Genomic DNA, 18,519 nt, shown 5'->3' with positions numbered 1-18,519 from the left:
GTTGCCTCCTTTCTAAACTTACTATTGAAAGTGGAACCTAGTTGAAGGTATAACATTGAGCTTTTGAACGTGAAAATTATAAGTAAAATTAATCATTAACAGTAAATCTTAGAACTTAAGACTATATGGGTTGGATTGGTCGTGCTCCTTAGTTATATCCAGTAACGTTATTTATAAATAATATCTTTTAATCAATATTTGTAAATCAAAAATTAAAGTAAATCAACATTTGAAACGATTTAAATTCGCACCACTTCGATTCTTGCTGTCACTTTGTAAAGTGTAGTAGGTATTTAGTCAAACGAACTGTTTTTTCATCATTAAAATGATTGCACTAACCTTTTGTAAAAACTGTGATCTGATTAAATATTTCTACTTTATTGCTCTCAAAGTGGTGCGTTTCTCGCACTCACTAAACGTAAATTATGCCGCATCTTCCTCCTCGTACTCGTCGTCAACTTCAACAATATTATTAGTCGGTGTTAATGATGTGGAACGTTGTGCTTCCGGTTTGTGTGTTATGCGATTGAGCTGCTTCTCTAATTTTTGGCCCATAGCGTTAATCGCAGTATATAAATTTTCATGTTTTGCTTGAGCGAAGAGTTCTCCATTTGGGATGCCAACCGATGCTTCAATTTTGAAACCAGGTTTCTCCTCCGTAATGATTACATGGGGATTTATCATTTGCACATCATGCCTTGAAAGTTTTTCGAAACGGCTTTCAATACGTTCGCGAATAGGAGATGTGACTTCAAGTTGCTTGCTAGTAATCTTTAGCATATTTCGAACCTTCTGTTGTTTCCTTGGATTTCAGATTACCAAGGTCTGCACTATAAAACGAGATCTAGATCACATTTTTGTACCAGTTCGTTACTGTTCGTTGGATATTTGATCACTTAGACAAATATCAATAATTCCTGGCCAAAAAGCCTTGTATTGCCTGCTAAATCGGGTCATATTCGATGGGATAATTCCGTAGTCTTTGCCCTTATTTACTTATATTTACTTTAAGTTTCATCCCAAATCCCGATAAAATACCTCAACTTATTTCATTCGTTCACTTTGAGTTTGCCCATTTTATGAATACTGAATACGTTAAGATTAAGGTCTGGGATTTACCCACGCGAATTTTCCATTGGGGCATGGTGTGTCTGTTGGCACTTTTATGGTGGAGTGCTGACGCTGGCGAAATGCAGTGGCATCAAATTTTTGCTTATAGTTTGCTGATCCTCATTGGATTTAGGATCTTCTGGGGGATCATTGGTAGCGATACGGCAAGGTTTAGCCATTTTGTTCATCACCCTAAGGTTGTGCTCGACTACTTGAAAGCAATCAAAACTAAGGGAATGTCCGTTGTGCTGGGGCACAATCCTATTGGTGGCTACATGGTTGTCGCACTGATTGGGATCATTAGCCTGCAATTAGTCACAGGCCTTTTTGCGACCGATGATATTTTTACCGAAGGTCCGCTCTATAACTATGTCAGTTCAGATACCAGTGGATTTTTGACTTGGCTACATAAGATGAACTTTAACCTTATCCTAGCGCTGAGTGCCATTCATGTACTGGCAGTGGTTATCCATGCCATCAAGGGCGATAAGTTAGTTGGTGCTATGCTCAGTGGTTACAAGAAGGTCTCTAAGGTGGCACTGTCATCAAGCGTGAATCGTGATCTTACATTCAAGTCAGAGTGGCTTGCCTTAGTGCTGCTGGGTGTATTAGCGGCTGTGGTCTTTGTGTATTTAATGTGGCCGATAGTGCAAGTGCTATAGTTTTACGCTGAGTGTTTGAGTAACAAAAAGCCTGCTAATAAGCAGGCTTTTTGATGGACGAAAAACTAAATAGACTAGTCTTTCTTATAAACGTCGTGACAACCTTTACAGCTTTTTCCTGTATTCATAAAGGCTTGCTTGATTTCAGCTTGATCACCTTTTTGAGCAACAGTAGCAAGAATGGCGGCATTCTCTTGGAAAGTTTTCATTTTTGCATCGAAATCAGCTCTGTCTTGCCAAACTTTGGCTAAAGCTTCAGTGTCGCCTTTGTCTGAGCCATCAATAAAACCTTCGAAAGGAATTTTTGATAATGCAGCAACATTCGTTGCACGCATTGCGAAGGTTTCCGCTTCGAAAGGTTTTTTGCCTTTCATCATGGCAGCCATATCGCCGAAGTTATAAGCAATAAGACCAAATGCAGATTGGCGGTATTCAATCGCATCTTTAGAATCTTCGAAATTGTGTGCCTGTGCAGCTGAAGCCAATAGAGTACTGGCAACGAGAGTAAGTAGTAATTTTTTCATCGTATTCTCACAAATTAGCGTCGAAGTGTGACATTGCGCTTCTATTGTACACAAATTAACTTGATGTACTAGAAGCATTTTTGTCAGTTTTTGTCTGGATAAGATGACTAAACGTAACAAGTTATTTGTATGAAAATTGATGTCGGTTTAACAACAACACTAATCTAGATGGTTTTAGTATTAAGCCAGTCATTGTCTAAGAAAGATTTGGCTATATATGAATTTAACAGTAAGCGACTAATTTTTGTATTTAACATAGATATAAGAAGGGCAGCCTAGTCGCTGCCCTTCATTCAGTTAGAACCAATCATAGCAAGTGAGAAGCCTAAGCTTCTAACTTAGCGAATTCTGATTTTTGTTCGTTGAGCTTGTCTATGTCACGCTTGAGATCGGTCATCTTAGCGCGCTCTTTGTCGATAACCTCGGCTGGAGCTTTTGCCACAAAACCTTGGTTCGACAATTTGCCTTCGATGCGAGCGATCTCTTGGCCGAGCTTTTCAAGCTGTTTATCGATACGGGCCATTTCGGCGGCGACATCGATCAAGCCTGCCATAGGGATCAGCAGCTCCATTTCGCCAATCAAACCTGTGGTCGACATAGGCGCAGTTTCGCCATCGGCTAAAATGGTCATGCTTTCTAAGCGGGCAAGTGTGGTGAAGAAGGTTTGGTTGGCTTCAACACGGGCTTTATCTTGTGCACTAACACCACGAAGTAGGGCATTTAGCGGCTTAGATGGGGCAATGTTCAGTTCGGCGCGAATGTTACGCACGGCGACAATCACTTGCTTAACCCATTCTAAATCGGCCATTGCTGCGCTATCGACTTTTGCGGCATCAAATGTTGGGAACGGTGCCAGCATGATGGTATCACCAGCGACACCAGCTAACGGTTTAACGCGCTGCCAGATGGTTTCAGTGATATACGGCATCATAGGGTGCATCAGGCGTTGCATCGCTTCGAGCACTGTCACTAAGGTGTGACGGGTGCCGCGCATTTGTGCTTCAGTGCCGTTTTGCAATACCGGTTTAGTTAATTCTAAGTACCAGTCACAGAACTGGTTCCAAGTGAACTCATACAGGGTATTGGCTGCTAAGTCGAAACGGTAGGCTGTCATGTGATCGTCAAAGGTCTTAACGGTTTGATTGAACAAGCCAATAATCCAGCGATCGGCCAACGACAGTTCCATTTCGCCGCCTTTGTGCTGTGGTGAGCCTGGGCCGCAATCTTGATCTTCTGTGTTCATCAGCACGTAGCGTGAGGCGTTCCATAACTTGTTACAGAAGCTACGGTAACCGTCTAAGCGCTTCATGTCCCAGTTGATGTCACGACCCGTTGATGCCATTGCCGCAAGCGTAAAGCGCAGTGCATCTGTGCCGTGGGCTTCGATACCGTCGGCAAATTCTTTGCGAGTGCTCTTTTCAATCTTGGCTGCCAGTTGTGGCTGCATCATGTTGCCGGTACGTTTTTCAACTAAATCTTCAAGTCCGATACCGTCGATCATATCTAATGGATCGAGTACGTTACCCTTAGATTTTGACATCTTGTTACCCGCTTCATCGCGGATAAGGCCGGTCACGTAGACAGTTTTGAACGGGACTTGTGGCTTGCCGTCTTCATCTTTGATGAAGTGCATGGTCATCATGATCATACGGGCAACCCAGAAGAAGATGATGTCAAAACCTGTCACCAACACGTCGGTTGGGTGGAAGGTTTTTAAATCTTCTAAATTGTCAGGCCAGCCTAAGGTTGAGAAAGTCCACAGGGCTGAGCTGAACCAAGTGTCTAGTACGTCTTCGTCTTGGCGCAGTGTCATTGAGTCGGCGATATTGTGCTTAGCACGAACGTCGGCTTCGTTGCGGCCGACATAGACTTTGCCGTTTTCGTCGTACCATGCAGGGATGCGGTGACCCCACCACAATTGACGCGAAATACACCAGTCTTGAATGTCACGCATCCACGAGAAGTACATGTTCTCGTATTGCTGCGGCACAAATTTAATGCTGCCATTTTCAACGGCTTCGATAGCGGTTTTCGCCATTGGCGCAACAGCCACATACCATTGGTCGGTCAGCATTGGCTCGATAACCACACCTGAGCGATCGCCGTAAGGCACTTTCAAGGCATGAGGTGCGATTTTTTCGAGCAGACCTAAAGTGTCAAATTCGGCGACGATAGCATCGCGCGCTTTAAAACGGTCAAGTCCGGCAAAACGTTCAGGCAGGCTGCCATCGAGCGTTTTGTTAAAGGTGCCGTCAGAGTTCACCACTTCGGCACTTGCACGAATGGCGGCATCTAAGGTCAGTACGTTGAACATTGGCAGGTTGTGACGTTTACCGACTTCATAGTCGTTAAAGTCATGGGCAGGGGTGATCTTCACACACCCTGTACCAAAGGCCATGTCGACGTAATCGTCGGCCACGATAGGAATGCGGCGGTTAACAATCGGCAATAGAATAAACTTACCGACTAGCGCTTGATAGCGTTCATCATCGGGATGCACTGCAACCGCACTGTCGCCGAGCATGGTTTCTGGACGCGTGGTAGCGACTTCTAAATAGTCTTTACCATCGGCAGTCAGTTCACCGTCGGCCAGTGGATAACGCAGATGCCACATGTGGCCCTGTTTTTCTTTGCTTTCCACTTCTAAATCAGAGATAGCTGTGTGCAGCTTTGGATCCCAGTTGACCAAACGCTTACCGCGATAAATCAACTCGTCTTCGTACAGACGTACAAACACTTCTTGCACGGCCTTAGATAAGCCTTCGTCCATAGTGAAACGCTCGCGGTCCCAATCAACAGAGGCGCCCATACGACGTAGCTGCTTAGTGATAGTGCCGCCCGATTGCGCTTTCCATTCCCACACTTTATCCATAAAGGCATCGCGACCTAGGTCATGGCGATTTTTGCCTTCTTCGGCTTCAAGCTTACGCTCAACCAACATTTGGGTGGCGATACCCGCATGGTCAGTACCGACTTGCCATAGGGTATTTTTGCCTTTCATCCGTTGGTAACGGGTCAAAGTATCCATAATGGTGTCTTGGAAGGCGTGACCCATGTGCAAGCTGCCCGTCACGTTTGGTGGCGGGATCATGATGCAATAATTGCCTTGGGATTCATCGCCGTGTGGCTTGAAGTAACCTTGCTCTTCCCAGTTTTGGTAAAGCGTTTGCTCGATGGACTGCGGATCGTATGTTTTTTCCATGGGAACGTGTCTGTCTCAAACTAATTAAGTGGATGTGTTGCTAAGTCTTGGGTCTGTAAATTGACCCCTAAGCCGCGATACTGTCGATAACGTTCGCGAGCGACCGCTTTATGCTGATCGTCATTGGCAACAAAATCGATAATGTGGCCAAAGTTTACCGCAAATGGGGGCGCTTGGTCTGCAAGATTAATCAGAACTTGGCGACTTTTGTTGGCGCCGAGGCGATCAAAACCAATTTCTACCGGCGATCCCGTCATCGGGCCTTCACCTTTGAGGTTATGAGGTACAAAGGCACTTGGCTCAAATTGCCATAAAAGTTCATCAATTGCATGTGCTTGCTGTTTATCTTGGCAATGGATATAGACCCATTGTTGTTTCACAAAAGCCTGCTGCGCCAGTTGGCATGCCAGAAGATGCATCTCGCAAATTGCAGGGTTCGCATTCGCGGTTGCAACAGGTGAATCAACCTTGGCCTTGGCAGGTGATGCCACTGGCGGCATGAGATAAAACAGCACTTGAGTCATGATTTCAATGCCTTGCTTCACTTGTTTTAGTGGCGAACGAAAGGAGCAGTTTACACTAAAAGTTGCTAGGGGTTAATGCTGCAGTATTGGCCTAATGCTAGAGTGTGAGCAAGCTTAGCTGACTTGTTTTTATTTCAGTGTATTTGCGACAGAGACAGATTGAAAATACTTGTGACCATTACAGGTCTCTGTCTCGATTACTACCATCTAGGCTCTGAGAGTGGACACTGTCTAGCATGTGAGTCGGTTATGCATCAATAGATGAGTGATAAATGAAACAACCACCTTTACCACTGCGCTTAATTTGATACATGCTGCTATCAGCTTGATGAAATAGGGTTTTGGCATCCTGGGCTAAGTTGGGGAAGAGTGATGCTCCTATGCTACAACTTACCTTGAGGGTCACCTTTTCTAAAGGTACTGGTTTTTGTAACTCTTTGAGGATACGAGCTAATAGGGCTTCCACTGAGTCTGTGTCGTTAGTGTCGGCTATCCAAGCAAACTCATCCCCTCCTAAACGGCAGACGAAATCATTTTTCCTTTGCATGCTTTTGAAGCGAAGCGCCAATGTTTGCAGCAGTTGGTCCCCCGCCTGATGGCCATAGTTATCATTAACTTGTTTGAAATCGTCTAAATCGATCAGCAACAAGGCTACATGGTTGGTTGGGTGTCGTTGTGCCCTGAGCAAGCAATTATTTAGTTCATTGTCGAATGCGGCTCTATTATACAAGTCGGTTAACGGGTCGTGGGTGGCTTGATACATAATTTCAGCGGCGCTGCGTTTATAATCGGTAACATCACGTGCAATGGCGTAGAGTTGGCTCGTGTTCTCGCTCAGTGCGGGGCAGCGCCAAGAAAGCCAGTGCCACTGACCTTGATTATCGATATAGCGGTTTTCAAAATTAATGCAATCTTGGCCAGAACCTAAACCTTGTAAGGCTTGCACTGTAATCTCCAGGTCATCCGGATGAATAAGCTCAGTAATAGGTTTGGCTAATAATTCATTTTGAGTGAAACCTAGTGTCGCCGCAAAAGCAGGATTAACTCTTTTAAAGTAACCATCAAGTGCCGCAATGCAGAGTAAATCGAGTGAGTTTTCAAAAAACCACTCCCAGTCTGCTTTAATTTGCTGATGACGGATTAACTCTGCTTGTAGGCACTCAGTCGTGTGAGTAAGCGTAGAGCGTTCTTGTTCAAGGGTATTAATGCGTTTCTCGAGATTTTCTAATTGCTCAATCTGGCTACGTAGGCGTTGGATGATATGCAGATCGTTTATTGGTTTATCGCTCATGAGATCACCTGTAATGCATTCAGCAATTAGCAGACTCTTCCATTAATGAGCGTTCAGTGCCCAGTTTGAATGTCGTGATTTCGTCCTGATAGTTATGGAGTCTAGTGGTAGTGCTTCGCCGCGCGAACATTAAGTATTATTGCTAATACTGTGGTTCGCAAGTTGCGAATAAGGGGGGAAGCCTTTTATGCTGATGAACTCATTATGCGGTTATTGTTTTATAGCCTCAAACTTAAGTCATCAGGCTTAAAATACTCTTTTATATCAAGGCAAATGAGTTAGGGATTAGGGAGATTAGTTCTGTATTGCAGACATGGCAGTTAAGCCTGTATTTGGGGAAATAATGACATATAAAAAGCCAGCGACCGAATGTCACTGGCTTCTTTTGAAAACTTCAAGTCTCTTAGAGCGATACCAGTCTTTTGTTTGAGTGAGTCAAATTAAAGCTGAATAATCTTATTCGCCGAGTTCAACGCCAGCACGATTGATCAGGAACTGAGTCAATAGTGGCACTGGACGACCAGTAGAACCTTTGTTAGCACCGCTATTCCAAGCTGTACCCGCAACGTCTAAGTGAGCCCAGTTGTACTTTTTAGCAAAGCGCGAGAGGAAACATGCTGCTGTGATAGCACCTGCTGGACGACCACCTAAGTTGGTCATGTCTGCAAATGGACTGTCGAGCATATCTTGATACTCATCCCACAATGGCATGCGCCATGCGCGGTCACCACTTTGCTCACCGGCACTTAATAGCTCATGTGCCAGTGGGTTATGCGATGAGAACAGACCCGATGCGTGTTTACCAAGGGCAATCACACATGCGCCAGTCAGGGTTGCAGTATCAATAACCAATTCAGGATCGAAACGCTCAACATAGGTTAATACGTCACATAGGACTAGACGGCCTTCAGCATCGGTATTTAACACTTCAACGGTTTGGCCTGACATAGTGGTCAGAATGTCACCTGGACGGTAAGCATTACCCGATGGCATGTTTTCACAGCCAGCCAGAATACCCACAACGTTGATAGGTAACTTCATGTCACAGATGGCTTTCATGGTGCCGATAACACCCGCTGCGCCGCCCATGTCGTACTTCATTTCGTCCATGGCTTCGCCAGGTTTCAATGAAATACCACCCGAGTCGAAGGTTAACCCTTTACCTACTAATACGATGGGTTTTTCAGTGCTATCGACAGCGCCCTTGTATTCCATCACTGTCATGATGGATTCGTTGGCACTGGCGCGACCGACTGCAAGGTATGAGTTCATGCCCAGTTTGGCCATTTGCTCTTCACCGATAGTGGTGACATGCAGTGTGTCGTGTACTTCAGCCATTTGGCGAGCTTGAGAGGCTAAATAGGCTGGATTACAGATGTTTGGTGGCATGTTGGCCACATCGCGACATAAGTGCATGCCGGCAGACACTGCCATACCATGCTCGATAGCGCGCTCACCTAAGGTTAACTCACGGCGAGTGGGGACATTGAACACTAATTTACGCAGTGGACGGCGAGTTTCACCTTTGCGGGTCTTCAGGGCATCAAAGCTGTAAAGACTGCTATTGGTGGTTTCAACCGCCTGACGTACTTTCCAATAAGTATCGCGTCCTTTCACGTGCAGTTCAGTCAAGAAGCAAACTGCTTCCATTGAACCCGTCTCGTTAAGGGTGTTGATTGTCTTAGTGATGATTTGTTTGTATTGGCGTTCGTCTAGTTCTCGTTCTTTGCCACAACCCACTAATAATACACGTTCACTCAATACGTTAGGAACATGGTGCAGCAACAACATCTGGCCAGGTTTACCTTCCAGATCGCCGCGACGCAGTAGGTTACTGATATAACCTTCGCTAATTTTATCTAATTGCTCCGCGATACCCGACAGACGACGGGGTTCATAAACACCGACCACGATACAGGCTGAGCGTTGTTTTTCGGGGCTACCGCTCTTTACGCTAAACTCCATGAGCACTCCTAGATTCTTAAAGACAAATTTTTATATTTATTGGATAATGTCTGCTTGTCCCGAAAAGGGCCTAAGTTATTACTCCAAAGGTGATTTATTCTCGGCGCTTGAGTCACGCATTTCGTGACGTTAAGTTTACCTAGAACCCCTGAAGCTGGTCAGAAAACTATCAAAAGTAAACAGTTTACATGAAAGTTAGTCTGTTACCAGCAAAAAGATAAGTTTAGAGACCGGATCCTGCCTGTGATTGTATTTAAATACCTTATTCGAGAAGTTTTAAAGGCACAAATTGCGGTACTTTTAGTGCTGTTAACTATTTTTATTAGCCAGCATTTCGTGCGTATACTGGCCGATGCCTCCGACGGCGATTTTCCCGCCTCTTTAATCATGACCCTGATTGGGCTTAACTTGCCTTATCTGGTGATCTTAGTCCTGCCGTTAAGTTTGTTTTTGGGTATTTTAATGGCCCACGGCCGTATGTATTCTGAAAATGAGATGGTTATTCTCCACGGTGTTGGGGTCAGTGAGTGGTATGTCACCCGTGTGACCCTGATCCTTGCCGTGATCAATATGTTGTTTACCGGTTATTTATCCCTATATGTCGCCCCTTGGGCAGAAGAGCAGCAAAACCAAGTGCTTGAAAAAGCCCAGTCTGAAGCGGGTCTTGCGGCCTTAGTGCAAGGGCGTTTTCAGGCGAGCCCTAATGGCCGAGCGGTATTATTTGTCGAACGTATCGGTAAAGATAACGAGTTAGATAAAGTGTTTGTGGCCCAGTTGCCAGACCCTGATGATGAAACGGGTGTCACCAATGTGGTGGTCGCTAAAGGCGGGCGAGTGCAAGAAGATAGTACTGGCGCACAGCAATTAAACCTCAATGATGGCGTGCGTTATCAAGGCAGCCCTAAGGCGAAGGACTACCAAATGATCGAATTTGGTGGTTATAAAATGCAAATTAAAGAGCAGCAAGTCGACGAGCGTCGCCGTAAATTATCTGCACTGCCTGTCGATGAACTCGTGAAAATCGAAGGTGCAGAAGCCGTTGCCGAATTCCATTGGCGTCTTGCCATTCCGCTGGCGATTCCGATCATGACCTTGATCGCGGTACCACTCGCGCGGGTGAATGTGCGTCAAGGTAAGTTCGCTAAAATGTTCCCCGCAATACTCTTGTACCTTGGCTATTTTGGCCTCATGGTCGCCGGACGTAAGGCATTGCAAGATGAGATTATCCCTTTGTATCTTGGTATGTGGTGGATCCATATTTCGGCGCTTTTGATGGGGCTGTTCTTACTCGGTAAAGATAGACCTATGTTCAGTCGTATATCGGCTCTGTTTGCCCATAAGAAGGTGGCGGCATGATGATATTAGACTTTTATATCGCTAGGGTATTGCTAAGCACTTCAGCGTTGTGTCTGCTGGTTTTAACTGGCTTGTCGGGCATCATCAAATGGGTTGACCAGCTGCGTTTAGTCGGTCGCGGTACTTATAGCATGATGGATGCGGGTATCTATGTGTTATTTTTAGTGCCTCGTGATGTCGAAATGTTTTTCCCTATGGCCGTATTACTTGGCGCTTTGATTGGCATGGGAATGCTGGCATCGAACTCTGAACTTGTAGTGATGCAAGCTTCTGGCATGTCACGTTTGCAGATCACTATGTCAGCGATGAAAACTGCTGTGCCTTTGATGTTATTGGTGATGGTTTTAGGTGAGTGGGGCGCACCGATTGCCGAGCAAAAGGCCAATGAGTTGCAAGCCATTAAACTCTCAGGCGGGAGTTTAATTAAGTCCCATCGCGGCATTTGGGCAAAGGACGGTGATTTGTTCGTGAACATTGGTGAAGTTGAAAACATCAATAAACTCAACAATATTACGCTTTATAAGTTCAATAGCGAACTTAAGCTCACCAACGTGGTTCACGCAGACCGAGCGGTATTTTCCCAAGACCGTTGGCGTTTATTCGACGTCAAACGTACTGATTTAAGCTATGAGAAAGTCGTGCTTGAATATCTGGAAGAAGACCAATGGCAGTCGAGTTTAACGCCGGATAAGCTCAGTGTAGTTTCGATTAAACCTGAAGCGTTATCTATCCGCGGTCTGGTCGGTTATCTTGATTACCTTAAAACTAACAGTCAAGATCCCAGCCGTTATGAGCTTGCTTTATGGCGCAAGGTGATGCAGCCAGTGACGGTCGCTGTGATGATGTTAGTGGCACTGTCGTTTGTATTTGGGCCGCTGCGAACTGTGACTATGGGCGCGCGGGTATTGCTCGGGGTTGTGGCGGGTTTCAGTTTTTATATCAGTAACGAAATATTCGGCCCTATGAGCATAGTGTATGAGTTACCTGCCTATGTGGGGGCTGTGGCACCAAGCTTGTTGTTTACCGGCGTTGCCTTCTACTTTATCCGGCGATGATACTCATCTTATTACTCCCCATTTAGTCTATAAGAACAGTTCCTAAAAAATAGCCCATAAAAAACGACGCTTTTGCGTCGTTTTTTTATGCTGACAATTTACTAGAAACTAAACTTAGGCGCCGTGCCAGTTACGCATTTGGTTGGCTTCTTTAGACAAGACAACCACTTCTGAGCGGGTCATACTATCTTGCAGGGCAAGCTTGTTGCCATTGATGAGGATCCACAGATTACCAATGCCGAGCAGTGACCAAACAATACGCGCATAAGCTGTGATCATGCTTAAGTTTTGGCCGTTTGGATGTTGGATCTTAAGCCGCCAAGCGCGCATCCCTAAGGTTTGACCGCCCTTACTCCAGAATAATGCGTAGAATGTGCCGACACACAAGACGAGCCAGAGTTGATAAATACCATGGTAAATCGGCGTGCCATTGAGCGCGTCAGAGACATGCTCAAAGCCATTCATGCCAGCCAATCCTGAAGCGGTAAGGCCGTAGAAAATGCCAAAGCCCACAGCGCCAGCAACCATATACACGGCCACGGCTAACAGCGAGTCGTAAACGGCAGCACCTAAGCGGCGAAAGAATCCCGCACGGGGAAAGTTAGCATGTTCGGTATTGAGCATCACAGTGTCCTGTTTTTAAAGTGCTTAAAGCGAATACAAATATGGATACCTGTCTAGGCTTCGGGTTCTTCGTCTCTAACAAAGTGGATATTGCTAAAGCCAAAGCGGGCAAATTCTACTTTTCTGAATTCTTTTTCAGCCTTAGCACCCTTGCGCGACGTCATGGCGACTTGTTGCTCCATGGCTAAAAATTTGGTCAGATCGATACCTTCGGCTTCGGCCACGGCTTCATATAAATCATGGTGTTTGTCGTAGCTAAAGGCGATGGTTTTAGTCGTACCTTTGAAGGTGTAAGTGACTTGACGGGCCATGGGGAGCTCTCCTGAAATAAGTCTGAAATTAATTAAATTCACTTCTAAAAATAAAATACACAGCACCTAAGATGCACAATCCTGCCCACAGATAATCGAGCTTCAATGGTTCTTTCATATAGAAATAGGCAAAGGGGACGAACAGACTTAAGGTGATGACTTCTTGTAGAATCTTTAACTGGCCGACGTTCATAACCGTGTAACCGATTCGGTTAGCAGGTACTTGCAGCAAGTATTCAAATAGGGCGATGCCCCAACTCACTAAGGCGGCAATAATCCAAGGTTTTGAGCCTAAGGTTTTTAGATGCCCGTACCAAGCAAAAGTCATAAAGATATTGCTTAGGCAAAGTAAACCGATAGTCGTCAGGGTTGGATTCATCTTTCATCTCTATGATTAATTTTATAAATCATGTATATGGCATCGTCGGTATAGCTGCCAAGGCACTTGTCTATGGCCTGAGGTTTAAAGCCCATTTTTAGCCAATAACTGTCGGCGCCTTGAACGGCAACAAGGGACAAGGAATTGAGATTATAACGATCCGCCAACAGTGTTAAGCGAGTGAGTGCTTTAGCACCTGCGCCTAAACCTTGGGCTTTGGCCGAAATCGCAATATCGTGTAGGTATAAAGTATCAGCCTTAGGTAAATGGGTGATGGGCTGATAGAGCGCGGGCGGCATATTGGTGGTCCATGGGTGAGCCAAGCAATAACCGACAACCGACTTATCCACTTCGAACACAAAACAGGATTGTGGTGATACCTGCCATTTACTTTGCAGCACGTGCAAGGGCTCAGGATCCAGTTGTGAGTAACACTCATCTTGGATTGCTAAAATGGCATCCCAATCCTGTGGGGTGATTGCTCGCAGTAACATGGCAGACATTTATCCTGTTTCAAGAGTCCCGTTTCAAGAGTTCTATTGAAGGCACTCCGTTAAAAGAGCCCTGATTCAAATAAGCTCGGCATTATAACCTCAAGCGGCTTCAAAATGCAGGCTCCGGTGGTAATATAAAGCGCTTTAAAACCCATTAAAACTGAGCTAAGCGTTCGCAGTGGTTAAATGCCCAGATATCGTTGACGCAGGTGACGCTCAAGATATTGACCATTTAAGGTTTCGCCCGTTGCTTGGCGGATCAGTTCATCGGTCGTGAGCAAGGATCCCTTTGACCAAATGTGCTCGCGCAGCCATTGGAATACCGAGTCCAACTTGCCTGCATCGATTAGGGCTTCAATCGGTCCTAAGGCTTTTTCCATCGCAAAACGACATTGGGCGGCATACATGGCACCTAAGGTGTAACTTGGGAAATACCCTAGCTCACCGACAGCCCAATGGATGTCCTGCATGCAACCGTCGCGGTAATTGCCATCAGTATTGATCCCCAGTAATTGTTGCATCTGCGTCGACCAAAAATCAGGTAAATCATCGACGGTTAAGCTGCCGTCGACAAAGGCTTTTTCCGCCTCAAACCGCAGCAAAATGTGGCAAGGATAGGTGACTTCATCGGCGTCGACGCGAATAAGTCCGGGATTTACGCGGGTATAATGTTGTGCTAATTCTTGGGCGCTGAAATGACAGTTAAGATGCTGCGCGATTTTGGGCTGCAACTGACGTAGAAATGCCGGATGTGCCCCGAGCTGCATTTCGCAAAATAGACTTTGGCTTTCGTGGACGCCCATAGAACGTGCAAGCCCAGCGGGTTGACCGCGCCACGCTTGAGGTAAACCTTGCTCGTATCTGGCATGGCCTGTTTCATGAACTATGCCCATGATTGCGCTACTGAAATCGGCCTCATTGTAGCGGGTCGTTATCCGCACATCGCTTGGCACGCCGCCACAAAATGGATGGCTACTCATATCCAGCCTGCCGTGATTAAAGTCAAACCCCAAAAACGCCATGACGTCACGTCCAAGGGCTTGCTGCGCGCTGATATCGAAGGGGCCATTGAGCACAAGCTTAGGCTCGTTTGCCTGCTTAGCCAGCACTTCTTGGATGAGTGTCGGTAGCCAATCTTTCAGGCCGCCAAAGGTTTGTTCTAGCTTTGCCGTGGTCATTCCCGGTTCAAATTTATTGAGCAGGGCGTCATAGGGCGTGATATTTTGCGCTTCGCCGCGGATCTGCGCTTCTTCCTTGGCAAGGTCGATGACCGCTTTTAGATTGGGCTTAAAGCCCAGCCAATCATTATTTTTACGCTGCTCGCGCCACGCATTCTCGCATTGATAAGCCATCTTGGTTTTGGCTTGTACTAGGTCGCCTGGCACTAAGTTGGCCTGTTGATACTGGTATAGTATTTCCCGCAGATTGGCTTCTTGCTCTGTTGAGAGTGATTCATCCGCCGCGCAGTGTAAGTGCTCGGCTATGGCGGCTGATGTTTTGAGACCGTGGATATGCAGCGCCAGTTCTGCCATTGCATCGCCGCGATCTTGACCACCGCCCATAGGCATCATGGCCGCTTGATCCCAGTCACCCAAAGCGCTGAAATGTTCAAAGTGAGAAATTTTCTGGAAATGTGCCGTCAGTTTGTCGTAACTTGGCGTTGGTACTTTAGTCTTAGGTGTGCCCATGGGATTTCCCTTCTGGCGCATAAAACCTGCGCGAATAAATAACAATAACAGGATGATAATACAATGAAGTCAAAATCATATAGCACTAAAACGCTAAAGGCCGCGCTGTGCCTGACCCTCGCCGCTATCGCTTCGACGGCGCAGGCGGGTGCCGATAAATTTGTCGCAGGGCCTGCTATTCCTGAGTTTGGTCAGATTGCCAAAGTCGACAGCATGATGCCTATTCCTAAGGGCATGAAGTTTAAAGTGGCTTTTGATATGAGTAAGGCGGCCGATGTGGGCAAGACGAATCGTCAGCTCGAAAGTTTAGCGCGTTTTATCAATATGCATGTGGCGGCAGGCGTTAAAGAAACTGATATCGAACTGGCTATGGTGGTGCACGGTGGCGGCATCAGCGATTTAGCTGATGATGTTTTTTATGCCAAGCAGCATTCAGGTGCCGTAAACGCCAATCGCGCTTTGGTTAAGGCTCTAGTTGATCACGGCGTGAAGTTTTATATCTGCGGACAGAGCGCCGCTTATTTTGATTTAACCAATACCTCATTATTACCTGGTGTTGATATGGCATTATCGGCGATGACAGCCCACGCTATTTTGGCGCAGCAGGGTTACAGTGAAAATCCATTTTAGGGTAAATTTTTAGTTTGGAAATAAGGCTTGGCTTGCTATTCTGTGGCGCATAAGTCGATAATTACAGTGAAATAAATGGAATGCTATATTGTTCAAGGAGATGACTATGTGGGCGTTTTTAGTTGAACAGCCTAATTTACCTTACACGATAGCTTTTGCCTGTGTTCTGGCCCTCGGTGTGTTTGAAGCCTTCGCGTTAGTCATTGGCTTAAGCATGATGAGTGCGCTAGACCAATGGGTGCCTATCGATGCGGATTATGACGCAGATGTGAGCCCCGGCGGACTTACTGGTATTGCCGGTTGGCTGTGCCTCAATCGACTGCCGTTATTGATTTGGTTTGTGCTCGCGCTGACCAGTTTTGCGATAGCGGGCTATATCGTCAATTTTATCAGTTTCAATGTCGCTGGCCTTTTACTGCCGCAATTGTTCACTTTACCCATAGCCATAGTTGCGAGTGCCTTTTCTTGCCGTTATTTCGGTCGAGTGCTGGCCGAACATCTGCCGAAAAATGAATCGAGCGCGATTTCGCTTGATGATTTGAGCGGCTATGTCGCGACTATTACCTTAGGCTGCGCCATCAAAGGCATGCCCTCTGAAGCCGTTGTGCGTGATAAACACCAACAAAAACATTATGTCTTAGTCGAGCCTGAAACCTCGGGCATCGAGTTTGCCTCTGGCACTCAAGTAGTGCTACTTAAGCGTGAAGGCCGTGTCTGGTCTGCTACGCGTTTTGATAATTAATCGTCCCCAGCCATAAATCAATTGAAAGGAAATCAAATGGATGTGTTAACTGATATCGGTTCATCCGGTAGTTTTATTTTGCTCGTTGCCGGTATGGTGTTACTTGGCTTTATCGTGATCGGGTTAATTTTTGCCAAGTTATATAAACGTGCAACCAAAGAAATGGCCTTTGTGCGTACCGGCTTTGGCGGTGAAAAAATCATTAAAGATGGCGGCGCTATCGTACTGCCAGTGCTGCATGAAACCATTTCGGTCAACATGAATACCCTGCGTATCGAAGTGGAAAAAACTCAGAAAGATGCGCTGATCACCAAAGACAGAATGCGTGTCGATGTGAAGGCCGACTTCTATTTGCGAGTTGCTCCAAATTCAGATGGTATTTCGATGGCGGCGCAAACCTTAGGTACGCGCACAAACCGCGTTGAAGAGCTTAAAAAGCTGATGGAGTCTAAGTTTGTCGACGTGCTGCGCGCCGTTGCCGCTGAAATGACCATGACAGAAATGCATGAGCAGCGTGCCGATTTTGTGCAACGTGTGCAAAACAACGTGGCTAACGATCTGGAGAAAAACGGTCTCGAACTTGAGTCGGTTTCGTTAACCGGGTTTGACCAAACTGATCTACAGTTCTTCAATGAAAACAACGCATTCGACGCCGAAGGTCGTGCACGTCTGGCGAAAATCATTGAAGAGAAACGTAAAGAAACCAACGATATCCAACAGGATAACCGGATTAAGATCGAGCAACGAAACCTCGAAGCCGAAAAAGAATCCCTAGAGATTGAAAAGTCGGAAGAAGAAGCACGCCTGATCCAGCAACAGTCTTTGGAATTTAAACGCGCCGATCAAAAAGCGGAAATCATTAAGCAGAAAGAAAACAAGGCCCGTGAAGAACGCGAAGCCGAAATTGCTAAAGAACGCGCTATCGAAACGGCTCAAATCGAAAAGACGAAAGACATCGAAACCCGCGAGATTGAAAAATATAAGTCGATTGAGCAATCGCGCATTCAACAGCAAAGGGATATCGAAGTTTCTGAGCAGGAAAAACGCATTGCGGTTGCGGCCAAATCTGAAGAAGAATCTGCTGCCCGAGCCCGTGCAGCTGAAGCCGAAAAGCTGAAAGTTGAAAAAGAAGAAGCGGTAATCACAGCGCGCCAAGTGGCCGAAGCGAATCGTCGTAAAGAGATTGAAGTGATTGACGCCCGTAAAGAAGCTGAGCGTGATGCGGTAGGCGTAACAGTACAAGCCGAAGCCGAGAAACGTGCCGCTGAAGACAGATCGAGTGCGATTTTGATTGAAGCGCGCGCTAGCGCCGATGCGAAAAAACTGCAGGCCGAAGCAGATGAGAAAGTCTATGCCGTTGAAGCTGCGGGTAAGCAAGCACTTTACGAAGCTGAAAACGTCTTGAGTGATGAGCAAATTGCCCTGCAAAAATCCCTCGCGATTTTAAAAGCGTTGCCTGAAATTGTGGCACAAGCCGTTAAACCGTTGGAAAACATCGAAGGCATTAAAATTCTTCAAGGCTATGGCGCTGGCAATCAATTTGCCGCGGGTGGCGAAGGCGCTCACCATCAAGGTGGTATTGCCGAGCAAGTCACCAGTGCCGCATTAAACTATCGCGCTAATGCGCCGGTGGTTGATGCCATGCTCAGAGAGCTGGGCTTAGTGAACGGCGATACAGGCACCTTGAATGATTTATTGAACGGCAATAATACGTTAACCGCCGAGGCGTTAAGTGGTGTGAAGTCGTCTCATGCAGAGCTTAAAGATTACAGCCAAACGCATGTGGTCGAGAGTCAAAGCGTGCCTAAGCTGTAAGGTCGACTTAGCGAACTCTATGAGGTTAGCTTGATGAGGTTAGCCCTATGAGATTAGCTTTATGAGATTAAATCCGCCCAGTAAGCTTTTGCGCTGAGTGAAGTCAGCACTGAGTCAAGGCTTGGTAAATCAGCACGATAAATCAGC

At 46.2% G+C, this 18,519-nt stretch carries 17 protein-coding genes; 6 read left to right on the top strand and 11 right to left on the bottom strand.

Features of this window, described 5'->3' with window-relative positions:
* Positions 1–423: 423 nt before the first annotated feature.
* Positions 424–780 carry a ribosome hibernation-promoting factor, HPF/YfiA family gene (hpf, locus tag Q4Q50_RS09915; RefSeq protein ID WP_006080799.1) on the bottom strand — a complete coding sequence of 119 codons (357 nt, stop codon included), beginning with the start codon at positions 778–780 and terminating at the stop codon, positions 424–426.
* A 299-nt stretch (positions 781–1,079) separates the two neighbouring features.
* On the opposite strand from hpf, the gene Q4Q50_RS09910 reads away from it, so the two are divergent.
* Positions 1,080–1,772: a cytochrome b/b6 domain-containing protein gene (locus tag Q4Q50_RS09910; RefSeq protein ID WP_311899192.1), complete on the top strand. Its 693-nt coding sequence runs from the start codon at positions 1,080–1,082 to the stop codon at positions 1,770–1,772.
* 74 nt (positions 1,773–1,846) lie between these two features.
* Here Q4Q50_RS09910 and Q4Q50_RS09905 read toward each other — a convergent pair whose 3' ends face one another.
* From Q4Q50_RS09905 to pepA, 5 genes are all read right to left on the bottom strand, one after another.
* On the bottom strand, positions 1,847–2,296 hold the full coding sequence (locus Q4Q50_RS09905; protein ID WP_006080801.1) for a c-type cytochrome: 450 nt from the start codon (positions 2,294–2,296) through the stop codon (positions 1,847–1,849).
* 325 nt (positions 2,297–2,621) lie between these two features.
* The gene (locus Q4Q50_RS09900) at positions 2,622–5,498 is read right to left on the bottom strand and encodes a valine--tRNA ligase (RefSeq protein WP_311899191.1); all 2,877 of its coding nucleotides are present in this window, start codon (positions 5,496–5,498) and stop codon (positions 2,622–2,624) included.
* A 20-nt stretch (positions 5,499–5,518) separates the two neighbouring features.
* Entirely contained in the window at positions 5,519–6,022 is a 504-nt protein-coding gene (locus tag Q4Q50_RS09895; protein ID WP_259510695.1) for a DNA polymerase III subunit chi, read from the bottom strand.
* A gap of 247 nt (positions 6,023–6,269) precedes the next feature.
* Positions 6,270–7,313: a diguanylate cyclase domain-containing protein gene (locus tag Q4Q50_RS09890; protein ID WP_311899190.1), complete on the bottom strand. Its 1,044-nt coding sequence runs from the start codon at positions 7,311–7,313 to the stop codon at positions 6,270–6,272.
* Between the two features lie 456 nt (positions 7,314–7,769).
* Positions 7,770–9,278 carry a leucyl aminopeptidase gene (pepA, locus tag Q4Q50_RS09885; RefSeq protein WP_012197436.1) on the bottom strand — a complete coding sequence of 503 codons (1,509 nt, stop codon included), beginning with the start codon at positions 9,276–9,278 and terminating at the stop codon, positions 7,770–7,772.
* A gap of 243 nt (positions 9,279–9,521) precedes the next feature.
* On the opposite strand from pepA, the gene lptF reads away from it, so the two are divergent.
* Both lptF and lptG read left to right on the top strand, forming a co-directional pair.
* Positions 9,522–10,634: an LPS export ABC transporter permease LptF gene (gene lptF / locus Q4Q50_RS09880; RefSeq protein ID WP_220592352.1), complete on the top strand. Its 1,113-nt coding sequence runs from the start codon at positions 9,522–9,524 to the stop codon at positions 10,632–10,634.
* Positions 10,631–11,689, top strand: coding sequence for an LPS export ABC transporter permease LptG (gene lptG, locus Q4Q50_RS09875; protein ID WP_311899189.1), 1,059 nt, complete (start codon positions 10,631–10,633; stop codon positions 11,687–11,689). The genes lptF and lptG overlap by 4 nt, the downstream gene beginning before the upstream one ends.
* 114 nt (positions 11,690–11,803) lie before the next feature.
* On the opposite strand, the gene Q4Q50_RS09870 is transcribed toward lptG, so the two are convergent.
* The 5 genes from Q4Q50_RS09870 to Q4Q50_RS09850 all read right to left on the bottom strand — a co-directional run bounded on the left by Q4Q50_RS09870 (position 11,804) and on the right by Q4Q50_RS09850 (position 15,185).
* Complete coding sequence (locus Q4Q50_RS09870) at positions 11,804–12,313, bottom strand: RDD family protein (RefSeq protein ID WP_311899188.1); 510 nt, start codon at positions 12,311–12,313, stop codon at positions 11,804–11,806.
* A 53-nt stretch (positions 12,314–12,366) separates the two neighbouring features.
* Positions 12,367–12,624: a DUF2960 domain-containing protein gene (locus tag Q4Q50_RS09865; protein ID WP_071938330.1), complete on the bottom strand. Its 258-nt coding sequence runs from the start codon at positions 12,622–12,624 to the stop codon at positions 12,367–12,369.
* A gap of 28 nt (positions 12,625–12,652) precedes the next feature.
* Entirely contained in the window at positions 12,653–13,003 is a 351-nt protein-coding gene (locus Q4Q50_RS09860; RefSeq protein WP_006082592.1) for a DMT family protein, read from the bottom strand.
* Positions 13,000–13,497, bottom strand: a complete 498-nt coding sequence (locus Q4Q50_RS09855) for a GNAT family N-acetyltransferase (RefSeq protein WP_311899187.1) — start codon at positions 13,495–13,497, stop codon at positions 13,000–13,002. The genes Q4Q50_RS09860 and Q4Q50_RS09855 overlap by 4 nt, the downstream gene beginning before the upstream one ends.
* A 182-nt stretch (positions 13,498–13,679) precedes the next feature.
* Positions 13,680–15,185 carry a carboxypeptidase M32 gene (locus Q4Q50_RS09850; protein WP_311899186.1) on the bottom strand — a complete coding sequence of 502 codons (1,506 nt, stop codon included), beginning with the start codon at positions 15,183–15,185 and terminating at the stop codon, positions 13,680–13,682.
* A gap of 63 nt (positions 15,186–15,248) precedes the next feature.
* On the opposite strand from Q4Q50_RS09850, the gene Q4Q50_RS09845 reads away from it, so the two are divergent.
* From Q4Q50_RS09845 to Q4Q50_RS09835, 3 genes are all read left to right on the top strand, one after another.
* Entirely contained in the window at positions 15,249–15,815 is a 567-nt protein-coding gene (locus Q4Q50_RS09845; protein WP_311899185.1) for a DsrE family protein, read from the top strand.
* Between the two features lie 106 nt (positions 15,816–15,921).
* Positions 15,922–16,557 carry a YqiJ family protein gene (locus tag Q4Q50_RS09840; RefSeq protein WP_006085764.1) on the top strand — a complete coding sequence of 212 codons (636 nt, stop codon included), beginning with the start codon at positions 15,922–15,924 and terminating at the stop codon, positions 16,555–16,557.
* 36 nt (positions 16,558–16,593) lie between these two features.
* Positions 16,594–18,372, top strand: coding sequence for a flotillin family protein (locus Q4Q50_RS09835; RefSeq protein WP_006082587.1), 1,779 nt, complete (start codon positions 16,594–16,596; stop codon positions 18,370–18,372).
* The last annotated feature ends 147 nt before the right edge of the window (positions 18,373–18,519 follow it).

The organism is Shewanella scandinavica, assembly GCF_031932065.1.
In the GTDB taxonomy this organism is placed as follows: Bacteria; Pseudomonadota; Gammaproteobacteria; order Enterobacterales; family Shewanellaceae; genus Shewanella; species Shewanella baltica.
The sequence above is the reverse complement of the archived record's forward strand: the minus strand, read 5'-3'. Positions and strand labels throughout refer to the sequence as shown.

Excerpts from the sequence above, each read along its gene's own strand:
- hpf (WP_006080799.1), bottom strand. The coding sequence starts at position 780 with ATGCTAAAGATTACTAGCAAGCAACTTGAAGTCACATCTCCTATTCGC.
- Q4Q50_RS09910 (WP_311899192.1), top strand. The coding sequence starts at position 1,080 with ATGAATACTGAATACGTTAAGATTAAGGTCTGGGATTTACCCACGCGA.
- Q4Q50_RS09905 (WP_006080801.1), bottom strand. The coding sequence starts at position 2,296 with ATGAAAAAATTACTACTTACTCTCGTTGCCAGTACTCTATTGGCTTCA.
- Q4Q50_RS09900 (WP_311899191.1), bottom strand. The coding sequence starts at position 5,498 with ATGGAAAAAACATACGATCCGCAGTCCATCGAGCAAACGCTTTACCAA.
- Q4Q50_RS09895 (WP_259510695.1), bottom strand. The coding sequence starts at position 6,022 with ATGACTCAAGTGCTGTTTTATCTCATGCCGCCAGTGGCATCACCTGCC.
- Q4Q50_RS09890 (WP_311899190.1), bottom strand. The coding sequence starts at position 7,313 with ATGAGCGATAAACCAATAAACGATCTGCATATCATCCAACGCCTACGT.
- pepA (WP_012197436.1), bottom strand. The coding sequence starts at position 9,278 with ATGGAGTTTAGCGTAAAGAGCGGTAGCCCCGAAAAACAACGCTCAGCC.
- lptG (WP_311899189.1), top strand. The coding sequence starts at position 10,631 with ATGATGATATTAGACTTTTATATCGCTAGGGTATTGCTAAGCACTTCA.
- Q4Q50_RS09870 (WP_311899188.1), bottom strand. The coding sequence starts at position 12,313 with ATGCTCAATACCGAACATGCTAACTTTCCCCGTGCGGGATTCTTTCGC.
- Q4Q50_RS09865 (WP_071938330.1), bottom strand. The coding sequence starts at position 12,624 with ATGGCCCGTCAAGTCACTTACACCTTCAAAGGTACGACTAAAACCATC.
- Q4Q50_RS09860 (WP_006082592.1), bottom strand. The coding sequence starts at position 13,003 with ATGAATCCAACCCTGACGACTATCGGTTTACTTTGCCTAAGCAATATC.
- Q4Q50_RS09855 (WP_311899187.1), bottom strand. The coding sequence starts at position 13,497 with ATGTTACTGCGAGCAATCACCCCACAGGATTGGGATGCCATTTTAGCA.
- Q4Q50_RS09850 (WP_311899186.1), bottom strand. The coding sequence starts at position 15,185 with ATGGGCACACCTAAGACTAAAGTACCAACGCCAAGTTACGACAAACTG.
- Q4Q50_RS09845 (WP_311899185.1), top strand. The coding sequence starts at position 15,249 with ATGAAGTCAAAATCATATAGCACTAAAACGCTAAAGGCCGCGCTGTGC.
- Q4Q50_RS09840 (WP_006085764.1), top strand. The coding sequence starts at position 15,922 with ATGTGGGCGTTTTTAGTTGAACAGCCTAATTTACCTTACACGATAGCT.
- Q4Q50_RS09835 (WP_006082587.1), top strand. The coding sequence starts at position 16,594 with ATGGATGTGTTAACTGATATCGGTTCATCCGGTAGTTTTATTTTGCTC.